The organism is Streptococcus shenyangsis, assembly GCF_006385785.1.
GTDB classification, from domain to species: domain Bacteria; phylum Bacillota; class Bacilli; order Lactobacillales; family Streptococcaceae; genus Streptococcus; species Streptococcus shenyangsis.
The window spans coordinates 19,749-35,311 of the sequence record NZ_VFSH01000003.1 but is presented as its reverse complement, the minus strand read 5'-3'; the positions used below and the strand labels follow the sequence as shown (position 1 = coordinate 35,311).

The window sequence follows — 15,563 nt, the reverse complement described above, 5'->3', positions numbered from 1 at the left end:
TTATTTCTCCCTGTTTCTCAACAATTCTCTAGCTTGCGTCAGGGCTGCTTCCGTCACATCATCACCTGCCAACATCTTGGCAACTTCTTCCACGCGCTCTTCAACCGTCAAGAGACGAACAGTCGAAACCGTTGAATGCTCATTGCTAATCTTCTCAATAAAGAATTGATAATCCGCAATTGCAATCACTTGTGGCAAATGGGAAATAGCAAGGACCTGACCATGCTGACCAATCTTGTGAATCTTCTGTGCAATAGCCTGAGCTACACGGCCTGAAACTCCCGTATCCACCTCATCAAAGACAATGCTAGTCTTGCCCTCTTTACGTGAAAAGGCAGACTTAATAGCTAGCATGAGACGAGATAATTCCCCACCAGACGCAACCTTAACCAAGGGTTTAAAGTCTTCACCAGGGTTGGTTGAAATGTAAAATTCGACCGTTTCATTTCCCTCACGACTGAATTTCCCCTTGCTAAAACGAACCTGAAACTGGGCTTTTTCCATATAAAGGTCCTGCAGTTCTTGTTTAATCTCAGCTTCGAGCTGCTGAGCCAAGTCATGACGAGCAGATGCAAGCTGACCTGCCAAGTCGACAAGATTGACTTCCAATTTTTTAAGCTCTGCTTCCATGTCCTCAGACGAAAGGTTATTACCTGTCAAGAGATTGTATTCATCCGTAATCTTAGCAAAATAAAGCAAGACATCGTCTACAGTCCCACCATACTTACGGGTAATAGTATGAAGGAGGTCCAAGCGATTCTCGACCTGCATGAGACGATTGCCGTCAAAATCAAGGTCCTCAATAATAGCTTCCATACGCTTGCTAATGTCTTCTAAGACATAGTAGGTCTCAGACAGTGAGCTTGAAATTTCACGGTATTCAGGATCATACTCTTCAACACTTTCCATGTCATTCATGGCTGAACGAACATTGGCCAGACTTGAAAAGTCTTCATTGTCCAACATACTGTAGGCATTGGTCAACGTATCAGCAATATTTTTATGGTTGAGCAGTTTATCTCGCTCTTGATTGAGAGTCAAGTCTTCACCTGCTTGCAAGTTGGCTGCCTCAATCTCTGCCATTTGAAATTCTAACATTTCGATACGAGCCTTGTGTTCCTGTTGGTTTTTCTTGACTTCCAGAACCTGCTTACGCATTTTTCGATAGGCATCAAAACTCGTTTGATAGGTTTCTTTCAAGTCCCAAAAAGCTACGTCACCAAATTCATCCAACATCTGGATATGAAGTTGAGGTCGCATTAACTCTTCTTGGTCATGCTGACCATGAATGTCCACCAGATGTTGCCCAATAGCACGCAAAACAGACAGATTGACCATCTGGCCATTGACACGACTAATACTCCGACCATTTTGCAAGATTTCTCGACGGATGATAATCTCATCCCCCAATTCCAAACCTTGCTCATTAAAAATTTCCTGCAAAAGGCGACTATTCTCAACGGAGAAAAGCCCCTCAATCTCTGCCTTTGGCGCACCATGACGAATAACATCTGTCGTCGCACGAGCTCCCAACATCATATTCATGGCATCAATGATAATCGACTTCCCTGCACCCGTTTCACCAGTCAAGACAGTCATCCCCTTTTCAAAATTGAGGGAAATAGCCTCAATAATGGCAAAGTTTTTTATCGAAATTTCAAGTAACATATAGACCTACCAATTTTTTACTTGTTCAAAGATTTCCTCAGCTAGACTTTCACTTCTGGCAATGACTAAAATCGAGCTATCATCAGCCAAACAGCTAAAAATCTTATCCGCAAAAGTCTCAATTAACTGAGCTTTTACAAAAGCTGTATTTCCTGGGATAACCTGGAGATTGATCATCTTGTCCATCAATTCAGCTGACTCAATATTGTCTTCAGCCAGTTGCAAACTTTTTACGATTGATTTTGGCAATTCGTAGACATAGGTGTTGTCTCTCAAAGGAATTTTGACAATACCCAGCTCTTTGATATCTCGGGATACCGTCGCTTGAGTGGCGGTGATGCCTGCTTCTTTCAAATGTTCTACGATTTCTTCTTGCGTACCGATTTGATAATCTGTCACAAATCGTCTAATTTTTTCAAGTCTCTCTTTTTTATTCATTTTTAAATTGACTATGCGCCCTCTCTACTACTTCTTCAATCTCAGCAAGAACCTGATTGCTTGCTGACTCTTCTTTTTTCAAATACGCTAAAAACTCAATATTTCCATGTCCACCTTGGATGGGAGAAAAGTCCAAACCAAGGACTGAAAAGCCTTCCTCTACTGCCATAGCTGTGACAGATTCAAGGACATGTTGATGGACCTTGGCATCACGAATGATTCCATTTTTCCCAATCTGCTCACGTCCTGCCTCAAACTGAGGCTTAACCAGAGCCACAACCTGACCTTGCTCGGCCAACACACGGTGCAAAGCTGGAAGGATCAGACTGAGGGAAATGAAACTCACATCAATGCTGGCAAAGCTCGGTTCCTGCTCAAAATCAGTCTTTTCAGCATAGCGGAAATTAAACTGCTCCATGCTGACAACCCGTGGATCTTGGCGTAATTTCCAAGCCAACTGATTGGTACCGACATCGACTGCAAAGACCAACCCGGCACCATTCTGCAACATGACATCGGTAAAACCTCCAGTAGAGGCCCCGATATCAATCGTTGTAGCTCCTTCCACTGACAAATCAAAGACCTGCAAGGCCTTTTCTAATTTCAAGCCACCACGGCTGACATACTTGAGTTTTTCACCCTTGAGTTTTAACTCGGTGTCATCTGGAATTTTCTCTCCTGGCTTGTCAAACCGCTCTCCGTTAAGAACTGCTACAACTAGACCAGCCATGACACCGCGCTTGGCCTGCTCTCTCGTTTCAAACAAGCCCTGTTTATAAGCTAGTACATCCACTCTTTCCTTAGCCATTGATTCTCAAACTTTCTACTACACTTACAATCGATTCTATTTCAAAGGGAACCTGCTGGGCAATTTCTTCTAATTTAGCATTAGCTTGATCCAGAGTTTGGTTACAAAAGGCAATGGCTTCTTCCAAGCCCAACAAAGCAGGATAGGTTGATTTTTCTGCCTGTAGATCCTTTTGTGGTGTCTTACCGATTTCCTCAAAACTAGCGGTCACATCCAGCACATCGTCTCTGACCTGAAAAGCAAGCCCAATCAATTCACCAACAGTTTTCAGCTTTGCCTGCATTTCAGGAGCCAATTCAGCAATAATAGCAGCCGCTTGGAAGGGATAAGCTAGTAGTTTTCCAGTCTTATTAGCATGAATGGTCTGAAGTTCTTCCAAAGACAAATGCTGATGTTCACCTTCCATGTCCAAAACCTGCCCTGCCACCATGCCTAGACTTCCTGAAGCAAGCGATAATTTAGCAATCAAGTCCACCTTGATTTGACTTGGCAAATCTGCCTGTGCTATCAAGGCATAGGGATCTAGGAATAAAGCATCTCCTGCCAAAATGGCCATTGCTTCGCCAAATTTCTTGTGATTGGTTAACCGCCCTCGACGGTAATCGTCATCATCCATAGCTGGAAGATCATCATGAATCAAGCTCCCTGTATGGATCATTTCCAAGGCCGCAGCTACCTGCGCGTGAGCCGGTTTAATAGCGACCTGCAAGGCTTCCAGAACTTCTAGCAGAAGAAAAGGTCGAATACGCTTGCCACCAGCATGAATGGAATAGAGAACAGACTCTCGCAAACTAGAGGCAAACTGCTGGTCTCCATAAAAGGCTTCCAAAGCCGACTCGACAAGAGCTAATTTTTCTTGCTTTTTCATTCAAAATCACTTTCTGTTCCGTCTTCTTGCATGACCTTAACCAAGGTTTTTTCAGCCTTGTCCAGCGTTGCTTGGAGTTCTTTTGATAAGACCATGCCCTTTTGAAAGGCAGCAATCGCATCTTCCAAAGCAATCTCACCATTTTCCAAACTTTGGACAATGGTTTCCAGTTCTGCTAGATTTTCCTCAAATTTCTTTTGTTTTGACATCTTTAACCTCTAATTCTACTTGACCATCTCGCATCAAAAGCATCACTTGGTCTTTTTTCTTCAAACTCTCAACCGAATCGACTACGGAATCTTCTTTTTTGACAATAGCATAACCACGCGCCACGATTCGACTGGTATCCAACATCAGCAAGGCTTCTGATAATCTCTTGACCTCAGCAACTTTGGCATCATAAATCAGAGCCATTTGGCTACAGAGAAGCTTGTCCAACTGACCTAGAAGGTCTTGATAGCGTTGGATTTTGGTAACAGGCGATAATTGAACCAGTCGATGCGTCCTTGCTTGTACTATCTGTTTGTTATCAGAAATCCGTGTTCGCAAACTTTGTTTCAAGCGCAGTTGTAGTTGATCCAAGCGTTGCAAATAACCGTCATACAAGCGCTCTGGCTGTCTAAAGATAACAGACTTACTGCATTTTTTCAAAGCTTCTTGTTTCTTAGATAGAACATTTCGGACTGCTGTTGCCATCCGTTTTTCCTGATTTTGTAAATGAGCTAATACATCCAACTTGGTCACAGGTGTTGCCAGTTCAGCAGCAGCCGTTGGTGTCGCAGCGCGACGATCTGCTACAAAATCTGCCAAGGTCACATCAGTCTCATGCCCCACACTAGAGATAACTGGCAAACGAGATTCAAAAATAGCTCGTACCACAATCTCTTCGTTAAAGGCCCAAAGGTCCTCGATAGAACCTCCACCACGACCAATAATGAGCAAGTCCAAATCGTCCCGTTGATTAGCACGCGCAATATTACGAGCAATTTCCTCCGCAGAACCCTCACCTTGCACCTTGGTCGGATAGAGAAGAATGTCGACACCTGGAAAGCGTCTGCTAACGGTCGTGATAATATCTCGAATAACGGCTCCACTGCGACTGGTCACTACACCAATTCTCTTAGAAAATTGGGGCAGAGCTTGCTTGAAGCGTTCTTGAAACAGACCTTCTTCTGTCAATTTTTTCTTGAGTTGTTCAAACTGAATCGCAAGCGCACCAACCCCATCAGGCTCAGCCTTTTCAATGATGATGGAGTAGCTACCACTTGGTTCATAGACCTGTACACGCCCAATCACATTGATTTTCATTCCTTCTTCCAGGTCGAATCCTAATTTCTGATAAATCCCAGACCAGATAGTCGCTTGAATGACTGCATGGTCATCCTTTAGGGAGAAATATTGGTGAGTAGGTCGTTTACGAAAGTTGGAAACTTGACCAGTTAAATAGACCCGTTCCAAGTAAGGGTCTTTATCGAATTTCATTTTCAGATACTTGGTCAAAGTTGTTACCGATAAATACTTTTCCATCTCCACCTACTACTCATTTTCTTGCTCTTTCATGGGTATTATTATACCAAAAATATGCCTAAAAATCTCCATTTATGTACCATTATGAGGGAAAAATAGAAAAAGGAGGCAAGGCCTCCACATCTGTTTATTTGCTGTTTCGAGCTTCTTCCAAAATCTTTGCAATCTTGGTTGTCAAAAGGTCAATAGCGACAGTATTGCTGACTCCCTCAGGAATGACGATATCAGCATACCGCTTGGTTGGCTCGATAAACTGATGGTACATGGGTTTGACAACACCTAAGTACTGGTCAATAACGCTATCAAGGCTACGGCCACGTTCTTCCATATCACGCTTGATACGACGAATAATGCGCACATCATCATCTGTATCCACAAAAATCTTGATATCCATCAAATCACGCAGACGCTTGTCCTCCAGGACCAAAATCCCTTCAACGATAAAGACATCTTGAGGCTCCTGACGATAGGTCTTGCTGCTTCGTGTATGCTCTGTATAGTCATAAGTCGGAATGTCGACCGGACGCCCTGCCAACAACTCCTTAATCTGTTCGATCATCAAGTCTGTATCAAAGGCAAAAGGATGGTCATAGTTGGTTTTGACACGCTCTTCAAAGGTCAAGTGAGACTGATCCTTGTAATATGAATCATGCTCAATCATGGAAATCTTTTCATCAGGGAAATGCGATAAAATGGCTCTTGAAACACTGGTCTTACCTCCACCAGAACCACCTGTCACTCCGATAATGATTGGTCTATTTTGCATGCTATCCTCCGTTTTTTTATCCGTCGTCTATTCTATCACATTTTTTACAAAATTTATAGTCTGGTTTGGATAGTTTAGGAGAAACAATTCCAATTTCTACACTTCAATTATACTAGCTAAAAACCTTCCTTGGCTTGTAAAGATCCCCCCGTTTTTCAAGAATGGCTAGTAATTTGTCATCTTCAAAGGCAGCCAATTCTTGTTCTGTTTGGTCGAGCTCTATAAAACGACCAAAGCGCACTTCTGTAGCCTCTTCTGGACTTAGGAAAACTTTGACAAGATCCCCCGTCCCAATCTCTAGAGGATGGAGAAAGTCAAGTTGACCATCCTCCACTTTTGAAGCAATTTCTTCCAATGTAAGAGCATCCTCTAGCTGTAAACCGGCTGCACTAGTACGAGTCAGATGTGACATATGAGCTGCATAACCAAGTTTCTCTCCCAAGTCAACTGACAAGGTACGAATATAAGTTCCTTTGCTACATTTCACACGAAAAGTGAATCGCGCAAGATGTCCATCATAAGAAATCGGACTTGTTCGCTCAAATTGATAAATGGTCACCTGACGTTCTGGACGTTCCACTTCCTGACCAGCACGCGCATACTCATAAAGCTTGCGACCATTGACCTTGACAGCCGAATACATAGGCGGAGTCTGTTTGATAAGCCCAGTCAAGCTAGCAATCGCTTCATCGACAAGCTTTTCATCCAAGGGCGACAAAACAGGAGTCTCTGCGACCACTTCTCCACTGGCATCCTCAGTCGTTGTTGAATAGCCGAGAGTAATCTCCCCCTCATAGACCTTGCCCTCATCCTGCATAAACTCTACCATACGGGTCGCCTTGCCAACCGCAATGGGCAAAACACCCACTACATCCGGATCCAAGGTCCCACCATGTCCAATTTTCTTGGTTCCCAAAATCTTACGCAGTTTAAAAACCGCATCATGCGAGGTCATTCCCGCTTCTTTTTTTAAGTTAATAATACCGTTCATTCTTACTTTCTACTCCCCCTTCAATGCTTCAAATTTAGCTTTCATGGTTGGATTTTTTCGAGTTAGTTTTTTTACTGAAACGTCTTCCAGCTTATTATTAGCTAGTCTGAGTTGGTTTTCCGATGTTGTCAGGAATTTCTTAACTTCTTCCATGCGCTTAATGGCCTTGTCGATTTCATCAATGGCTTTACCAAAATTGGTTGAAGCAGAGTTGTAATTCTTGGCAAAGGCTAGTTTAAAGGCATCCAAATCTTCTTCAAAATGAGTGATATCAATATTTTGCTCCCGAACCAAGGCCAACTCCTGCTTATATTTTAGAGAATTAAGCGCAGCATTACGCAAGAGCCCGATCAACTGGATAAAGAACTGAGGGCGAATCACATACATCTTTTCATACTCATGGCTAACGTCTACAATCCCTGTGTTAAAGTAGTCGTTATCAGCTTCAAGCATAGACACCAAAACCGCATACTCACAGTTCTTCTCCCGACGGTCCTTGTCTAATTCCTTGTAAAAATCTGCATTCTTGTGCTTCTTCTCTGTTCCATCTGCTTCATTTTTCATCTCAAACATGATGGAGATAATCTCTACCCCATTTTCATCGCATTCACGGAAGATAAAGTCTCCTTTGGAACCACGCGCAGAGACCTTGTTATCCTTCTCAAAGTAAGCATTTGGAAAGGCAAAACTACGGACCTTGTTAAACTCACTCTCTGCATAGTGTTCCAGACTTTCCCCGATGGCTTTTGTAGATTGTTGGGCTTTAAAATTCTTATAGAACTCGACCTGTTCACTAGCTGCTTTGAGCTGTGCTTCATAGTTTTGTTTAACAGAAGCCAAAGACAACTCGTTTTCCTTTTCTTGCAAGAGGAGCTGATTTTTGACCTGATCACGTTCTTTTTCAAGGTCAGAAAGGGTCTTTTGTAGTTGATTTTCATGTTCCAAACGCAAGGTAGCCAATTGGTTTTCCAAGGCCTGTACTTCCTTGTCCTTTGCTAATAAAGCCTCATGGCTTGTCTGTTCAACTTCTTTCTTGGCCAACTCTTTCTCTGTATCAAAGTTTTGGATTTGACTCTGCAATTGTGCAATTTCTTGGTCTTTTTGAGCCAGTTTAGACTGTTGTTCATTCATGGCCTTTTGCTCAGCCAAGGCCAGTTCCTGCTTCATCCGATCATGTAGTTCCTTATCAAACTCTGCTGTTCTCACTTGGGACAGAAGTTCCGCATACTGACTCTCATTTACTGTAAAGACTTCCCCACAGTTGGGACATTTGATTTCGTTCATATCGTTCCTCTTTCTAGACTTCTTTAACCATTATATCATGCCTGAGGGAAAATCAAAAACAGCGAGTCGAAACCCACTGTTTATCTTCTTTTACTTTAAATTTTTTCCAAGGCCAAGCGCAAGTCTTCAATCAAATCATCTACATTTTCAAGACCGATTGACAAACGAATTTGGTTTGGTGTGACACCTGCTGCTTCTAGATCTTTTTCTGACAATTGACCGTGAGTAGTTGTAGCTGGATGGACAACAAGCGATTTGGCATCTGCAACGTTTGCTAGGTCAGAGAAGATTTCTAAATGATCAATTACCTTGCGTGCTTCTGCCTCCCCACCTTTGACATGGAAGGTAAAGATGGAACCCACACCTTTTGGTAAATATTTCTCAGCCAAGGCATGGTAAGGACTATCTGCAAGTTTTGGATAGTTGACTTTTTCTACCTTAGGATGGTTGACAAGGAAATCAACAATTTTCTCTGCATTTTGCACATGACGTTCTACACGAAGAGAAAGGGTTTCAAGTCCTTGTAGCAAGAGAAAGGCATTAAATGGCGACAAGGCCGCCCCTGTATCACGGAGCAATTGAACACGGACAGCGATAATAAAAGCTGCTGCACCCACATCACGAGTATAGCTCAAGTTATGATAACTTGGGTCTTCCTCAACAAATTGAGGAAATTTCCCTGAAGCTGCCCAGTCAAAACGACCGCTGTCGACAATCACTCCACCAATAGTTGTACCATGCCCACCGATAAACTTAGTCGCAGAGTGAATGGCAATATCTACACCGTGAGAAAAAACATTAATCAAATAAGGTGTAGCAAAGGTATTGTCAGAAACGAGTGGAATCTGATGTTTATGCGCAATCTCAGCCAATTTTTCCAAGTCAGGAATGTTAATCAAGGGATTCCCCAAGGTTTCAATCAAGACAAGCTTGGTATTGTCATTGATAGCTGCTTCTACTTCCTCCAAATTATCTACATCCACAAAGGTTGTTGTGATACCATAACGAGGAAGGGTTTCTTTCAAGAGATTAAAGGTTCCACCGTAAATAGTTGATGCTGCTACTACATGATCACCAGCATGTGCAAGAGCCAAAATCGTATAAGTAACCGCGGCCATACCTGATGCTGTTGCAAGAGCTCCAACGCCACCTTCAAGGGCAGCAATTCTTTCTTCAAAGGCAGCTGTTGTAGGGTTGGTGATACGAGTATAGATATTACCTGGTTTTCTCAAGGCAAACAAATCGGCACCTTCCTGCGTGTCATCAAAAACAAAGGATGTTGTTTGATAAATAGGCACTGCACGAGACTTAGTTGCTGGATCCACAACTTGACCAGCGTGTAGTTGCAAAGTTTCAAATTTAAAATCACGAGTCATAAAACGACCTCCAAATAGTTTGATTAAGGATATTGTAACACCTTGAGTTATAGTTTACCAATATCAATTTTCTATATTTTGATATAGAAAATAGCTATTGCCCTATTTTAAAAACGAAAAAGCACGACTCAATCGTGCTTATTTTCTTAATCTACATAAGTATCTTCGTTTTTATTGAGGAAGGCATATGGAAGACCCATCAAGAGACCACCGCCAATCAAGTTTCCAACGAAGGTTACACCCCAGTGACGAAGCATATTTCCAACACCGAAGTTAGCAATTGAATCAGCAGCAACACTGAATTTTACAATCGCAAAAGAAGCAAAGTTCGCAGCAATGTGTTCGTTTGTTAAAAATACAAACATGTAAATTGCTGATAAAACGAGCCAAAGTTTAGCACCACCGTCTTTCACCAAAACAAATGAAAGAATCGCAATATTTACGAAAATATTTGCCAAAATCGCCTCAAGCAAGACTAGCTCATTGGAACGGCCTAACTTCATCTCAACAACACCTGAGATGAAACTATCGTGAGTCAGATTTGCATAGGCTGCCGAATGAGCAAAGCCCCAACCTGCTATCAAAGCCCCGATAAGGTTGAACAAGGTACAGTAAAGTAAAATCTCAGCTGTTTTTCTCCAAGAAATTTTTTTCAAGAAACTACCAGCAGTTAAGAACATCATGTTTGATGTTACCAACTCAGCATTCAAGAAAACAATGTAGGCCAATCCCCAAGCAAATACAAATGGGAAGAGGAAGCGTCCACTACCTGGTGCAATTTTATTAATCAAGTCAGCTCCAACTGCACCTGCGGCAGTACTGAAGGTTAAAAATGCACCTGCGAACATGGAACGAATCGCATACTTCAATTTGCTTTGACTATAAAGACTTTCTTTCTTCTTGCAAGCAAATTCAATCTTTGAGATAAATTCTGAAGAAACCATAATAAACTCCTAAAGCTTTTATTTGTGATAATTATAACATAAAATAGCTATAATGAAAAGCCTTTCCTAATTCTATTTTTGATAAATTTAAAAATTCAGCAATCGTTTACATAGTTTTAATAACAAGCTTTTAGAATTTTTAATTATCAGAATATCGTGATTTCATGGACTAACTTTTATTCTATTTAATATATTTTATTGTTACAATTTAAAAACGATTTTCTCTGCAAGCCTATTTTGTAAAAGAAAAAGAGAGAATCGTTCTGATTCTCCCTGATACACTAACTCTTCTTAATCAACATATATATCTTCATTCTTATTTAGAAAGGCATACGGTAAACCAATCAGAAGACCTCCACCTATAAAGTTAGCAATGAAAGTTACATCACAATGTCGAAGGATATTTGGAAGATCAAAGTGAGGTACTTGATCAGCAATCATGCTGAATTTCATAATACTAAAGGAAGCAAAATTGGCAGCAATATGCTCATTGGACAAGAAGACAAACATGGAAATAGCTGATAAAATAATCCATAGTTTAGCGGCACCATCTTTAACTAGTATAGATGAAAGAATGGCAATATTTACAAATACATTGGCAAGAATTCCCTCAAGTAAGACTAAATCACTTGGACGCGCCAATTTCTTGGCTACAAGCTTAGGAAGGAAACTATCATGGGTCAAATGGGAAAAGGCCGACGAGTTGGCAAAGGCCCATCCAGCTACCAAGGCACCAATGAGATTAAACAAAGTACAATATAGTAAAATAATCATTGCCTTTTTCCAATCCATCTTTTTTAAAAATGCGCCTGCTGTTAGGTACATCATGTTGGAAGTTACCAATTCCGCATTTAAGAAGACAATATAAACCAGCCCCCAAGCAAAAACAAATGGGAAAAGGAAATACCCACTACTTGGAACAATACTATTAAGTAAATCTGCACCAATAGCACCAGCAGCTGTACTGAAGGTTAAAAAAGCACCTGCAAACATGGAACGAATAGCATATTTGAACTTACTTTGCTTGAAAAGACTTTCTTTCTTATGGCAATAATAATCTATCTTCGAAATAAACTCTGAAGAACTCATAAACATCTCCTAACTCTTTATATTTGTTATTATAACATAAAAAATAAACAAATAATAATTTTTTTAAAATTTAACTATTTATATCTACTTTAAGATTACACACTTTGTATTATTAGTTATGGTATAAAAAGAGTCAACAACCTCCACCTTTGTTTCACTCTGTCTTTAAAACATTTCTTAAGGATAAAGATAAAATCATCACCATCCCTCAATGAGAGTATTCCAAAACTAAGTAAGATTACTAGTAACATCATTAAACTTAATATTTTTGATTTTCAGAATATTATAGTAGATTGAATCTAGAATCTCACAATATCTCTTCTAAAATATTTATAGAAATTGCTTTAAATTCCTTAATCAATTTGTTCAGATTCTATTTCAATATACTATAACAACTGCAATAAACAAATTTTCATAGCTCTAAATATAAAATGGAGAAGACAAGGATTGTCCTCTCCAGATATCATCTTTTCACTGACTTATCTTAACTAAATTGTTTATATGGTTGATTGAAAGCTGTTAAAATTTCATCAGATGTCTGCGAATAATCTTTTGTTTCTTTCAAATCACCTTTTACAATAATACGTTCTGTAGCAGCAAGGTCTTCACAGGTTACTAATGTGATCTCATTGACCCCTTCTCTATCATCAACCTCATCAACACGATCTGGTGTAACACGTTTGACTTCACGTATTTCATAAGTATAAACTTTATTTTTATCAGTTAGATAAATTTTCATACCATTTTTAGCATTATCCAAAGGAGAGAATAACATTTTATTAGCATTATCAACACCAAAAATATGATGACTAGCTAGACTATAATTTCCTTCTCCCATCACTTGGTCACGCTTCATAGTACCAGCACCATAATATAGATTTACGTTATTCAATCCTTTAAAAATCGGCAGATTCATTTCTAATTCAGGAATAGCAATTCCACCAATAACTGGTAATTTTTGAGTATCCCATTGAGAAGCTAAAACAGCTTCAGAAGAGATTGCTTTGACCGAGTCAAAATCAAAATTTCCTTCTGTTTCTTGATTTTCTTCTAATTTCTCTTTTGAGACCTGACTAACTTGGTACTTATTCGTATTCCAAACCATGACCATATCACGCAGTTTAGCATTAAAAATCAAAGCAATTGATAATAGAATTAAGAATCCTGCTAAAATATTGATTAGTAAATTTTTACGGTTTGTTTTCTTTTTTTTATTTTTTTGAGACATTATGCTTCACCTTCTGTTTTGTTTTCTGCCCCAACTTCTTCTTTTTCTGCCGCTGCAACCGTCGTAAAGGTCACAATTTTGGCATCTTGGTCCAGGCGCATTACTTTAACTCCCATAGTTGAACGCCCTGTTTGTGAAATATTGGCAACATTAGTTCGAATCATGACACCAGTATCAGTGATAATCATCAAGTCTTCATCACCTTTCACAGTCAAGAGACCTGATAGAGGACCGTTTTTCTCAGCAACGTTGGCCGTCTTCATCCCTTTACCACCACGACCTTTAGTTGGGTATTCAGTAGCAACTGTACGCTTACCATATCCTTTTTCAGTAATGATAAGAACCTCATCTTGATCAGTAATTACGCTAGCACCAACTACTGTGTCTCCCTCACGGAGATTAACACCTTTCACACCTGTGGCGATACGACTCATGCCGCGAACGGTTGATTGATTAAAGCGAACTGCATAACCAAACTTGGTACCAATGATAATATCCGTATCTTCTTCCGTCAACAAGACATTAATCAACTCATCTTCATCCTTGAGGTTCAAAGCCTTGAGACCATTCTGGCGAATGTTAGCAAATTCCTTAACACTAGTTCTCTTCACAATACCATGACGGGTTGTGAAGAAGAGATAAGCGTCATCGCTACGTTCAGATTCAACATTGATGATGGTCTGAATGCTTTCACCTTCATCCAATTTCAAAAGATTGACGACTGGCAAGCCCTTAGCTGTACGGCCATACTCAGGAATTTCATAACCTTTAAGACGATAGACACGTCCTTTATTTGTGAAGAAGAGTAAATGATCATGAGTGCTAGTTGACACTAACTCTCTGACAAAATCATCATCTTTGACACCTGTCCCTTGAACACCGCGACCTCCACGTTTTTGAGCAGTAAATTCATCCTGATCTAGACGTTTAATGTATCCTTTGTTAGAAAGAGTGATCAAGACATCCGATTCTTCAATCAAATCCTCATCTTCGAGGCTTAAGACTTCACCAACCATCAATTCAGTACGGCGTTGGTCGCCAAACTTACGCTTGACTTCGTCTAATTCATCTTTAATGATTTGAGAAACACGTTCTGGTTTAGCAAGAATATCTGCTAAATCCGCAATCAGAGCCAAGAGGTCATCATACTCAGACTGAATCTTATCACGTTCTAAACCTGTTAAACGACGAAGACGCATATCAAGGATGGCCTGACTTTGACGTTCAGAAAGTTTAAACTTGCTCATCAACTCAGCTTGTGCTTCCGCATCTGTTTCACTAGCACGGATGATACGAATCACTTCGTCAATATAGTCGAGTGCGATTAAGAGACCTTCTAAGATATGAGCACGCGCTTCCGCTTTTTCCTTATCAAAACGGGTACGACGAACAACCACTTCTTTTTGGTGCTCGATATAGGCATCCAAAATCTGACGAAGAGACAAAATCTTCGGTACCCCATTTTGGATTGCAAGCATATTAAAACCAAAGTTGGTTTGCATCTGGGTCATCTTGAAGAGGTTGTTGAGGATAACATTGGCTGAGGCATCACGCTTGACTTCAATAACAAATCGAACCCCTTCACGGTTTGACTCATCACGTACTGCTGTAATCCCCTCAATACGTTTTTCCTGAACCAAACGAACAATATGCTCGTGCACCTTTGTTTTGTTGACCATGTAAGGAAATTCTGTTACAACGATGCGCTCACGGCCTGTCTTAGTTTCTTCGATTTCAGTACGAGAACGAAGAACAATCGAACCTTTACCTGTTTCGTAAGCCTTACGGATACCTGATTTCCCCATAACAAGGGCACCAGTTGGAAAATCTGGCCCAGGCAAGACTTCCATCAAGTCCTTCGTAGTCACTTCAGGGTTGTCCATAACTAACTTCACTGCATCAATGGTCTCACCCAGGTTATGAGGTGGAATATTGGTTGCCATACCGACAGCAATACCAGTAGCTCCATTAACTAAAAGGTTTGGAAAACGAGCTGGCAAGACCAAGGGTTCACGTTCATTGGCATCATAGTTATCAACGAAATCAACCGTATTTTTATTGATATCACGAAGCATCTCCAGAGCAATCTTACTCATGCGTGCCTCTGTATAACGCTGAGCGGCAGCACCATCACCATCCATGGAACCAAAGTTCCCATGGCCATCTACAAGCATGTAACGGTAGCTCCACCATTGAGCCATACGGACCATGGCTTCATAGATAGAGGAATCCCCGTGTGGGTGATATTTACCCATGACATCCCCTGTAATACGAGCCGATTTTTTATGGGGTTTATCTGGAGTAACACCTAATTCATTCATTCCGTAGAGAATCCGACGGTGAACAGGCTTCAAGCCATCTCTAACATCAGGAAGAGCCCGCGCTACGATAACACTCATGGCGTAATCGATAAAGCTTGTTTTCATCTCCTTTGTCAGATTGACATTCACTAAATTTTTATCCTGCATTAATAAATGCCTCATTTCACAATTAGTAATCAGGTATATTATACCATATTGTATCCTATATTTCAGCCATCTACCCTGCTAAAACGTTTACATCAAGAACTGAAAGGC

At 40.6% G+C, this 15,563-nt stretch carries 14 protein-coding genes; all 14 read right to left on the bottom strand.

Annotation, left to right across the window (positions count from 1 at the left end; genetic code table 11):
* A complete protein-coding gene (gene recN / locus FJR77_RS02990; protein WP_140832556.1) occupies positions 1-1,668 on the bottom strand; it encodes a DNA repair protein RecN in 1,668 nt (555 codons plus the stop codon).
* A gap of 6 nt (positions 1,669-1,674) precedes the next feature.
* The gene (locus tag FJR77_RS02985) at positions 1,675-2,106 is read right to left on the bottom strand and encodes an arginine repressor (protein WP_020900686.1); all 432 of its coding nucleotides are present in this window, start codon (positions 2,104-2,106) and stop codon (positions 1,675-1,677) included.
* Positions 2,099-2,914 carry a TlyA family RNA methyltransferase gene (locus tag FJR77_RS02980; protein WP_140832553.1) on the bottom strand — a complete coding sequence of 272 codons (816 nt, stop codon included), beginning with the start codon at positions 2,912-2,914 and terminating at the stop codon, positions 2,099-2,101. Before FJR77_RS02980 ends, FJR77_RS02985 begins: the two co-directional genes overlap by 8 nt.
* Positions 2,907-3,782 carry a polyprenyl synthetase family protein gene (locus tag FJR77_RS02975; RefSeq protein ID WP_140832550.1) on the bottom strand — a complete coding sequence of 292 codons (876 nt, stop codon included), beginning with the start codon at positions 3,780-3,782 and terminating at the stop codon, positions 2,907-2,909. Before FJR77_RS02975 ends, FJR77_RS02980 begins: the two co-directional genes overlap by 8 nt.
* Complete coding sequence (locus FJR77_RS02970; protein ID WP_000043226.1) at positions 3,779-3,991, bottom strand: exodeoxyribonuclease VII small subunit; 213 nt, start codon at positions 3,989-3,991, stop codon at positions 3,779-3,781. Before FJR77_RS02970 ends, FJR77_RS02975 begins: the two co-directional genes overlap by 4 nt.
* On the bottom strand, positions 3,969-5,309 hold the full coding sequence (gene xseA, locus FJR77_RS02965) for an exodeoxyribonuclease VII large subunit (RefSeq protein ID WP_140832547.1): 1,341 nt from the start codon (positions 5,307-5,309) through the stop codon (positions 3,969-3,971). The genes FJR77_RS02970 and xseA overlap by 23 nt, the downstream gene beginning before the upstream one ends.
* Positions 5,310-5,436: 127 nt before the next feature.
* A complete protein-coding gene (gene udk / locus FJR77_RS02960) occupies positions 5,437-6,075 on the bottom strand; it encodes a uridine kinase (RefSeq protein WP_001181376.1) in 639 nt (212 codons plus the stop codon).
* A 112-nt stretch (positions 6,076-6,187) separates the two neighbouring features.
* Entirely contained in the window at positions 6,188-7,066 is an 879-nt protein-coding gene (truB, locus tag FJR77_RS02955; RefSeq protein WP_140832544.1) for a tRNA pseudouridine(55) synthase TruB, read from the bottom strand.
* A gap of 9 nt (positions 7,067-7,075) precedes the next feature.
* Positions 7,076-8,350 (bottom strand): DUF2130 domain-containing protein, encoded by a 1,275-nt coding sequence (locus tag FJR77_RS02950; protein ID WP_140832541.1) that lies wholly within the window; start codon positions 8,348-8,350, stop codon positions 7,076-7,078.
* Positions 8,351-8,445: 95 nt separating this feature from the next.
* Positions 8,446-9,726, bottom strand: coding sequence for an O-acetylhomoserine aminocarboxypropyltransferase/cysteine synthase family protein (locus FJR77_RS02945; protein ID WP_060805569.1), 1,281 nt, complete (start codon positions 9,724-9,726; stop codon positions 8,446-8,448).
* Positions 9,727-9,872: 146 nt separating this feature from the next.
* Positions 9,873-10,670, bottom strand: a complete 798-nt coding sequence (locus tag FJR77_RS02940; RefSeq protein WP_140832537.1) for a formate/nitrite transporter family protein — start codon at positions 10,668-10,670, stop codon at positions 9,873-9,875.
* A 291-nt stretch (positions 10,671-10,961) separates the two neighbouring features.
* Positions 10,962-11,759: a formate/nitrite transporter family protein gene (locus tag FJR77_RS02935; protein ID WP_140860040.1), complete on the bottom strand. Its 798-nt coding sequence runs from the start codon at positions 11,757-11,759 to the stop codon at positions 10,962-10,964.
* A gap of 484 nt (positions 11,760-12,243) precedes the next feature.
* Positions 12,244-12,987: a class A sortase gene (locus FJR77_RS02930; protein ID WP_049535229.1), complete on the bottom strand. Its 744-nt coding sequence runs from the start codon at positions 12,985-12,987 to the stop codon at positions 12,244-12,246.
* Positions 12,987-15,455: a DNA gyrase subunit A gene (gene gyrA / locus FJR77_RS02925; RefSeq protein ID WP_140832531.1), complete on the bottom strand. Its 2,469-nt coding sequence runs from the start codon at positions 15,453-15,455 to the stop codon at positions 12,987-12,989. The genes FJR77_RS02930 and gyrA overlap by 1 nt, the downstream gene beginning before the upstream one ends.
* Between the last annotated feature and the right edge of the window lie 108 nt (positions 15,456-15,563).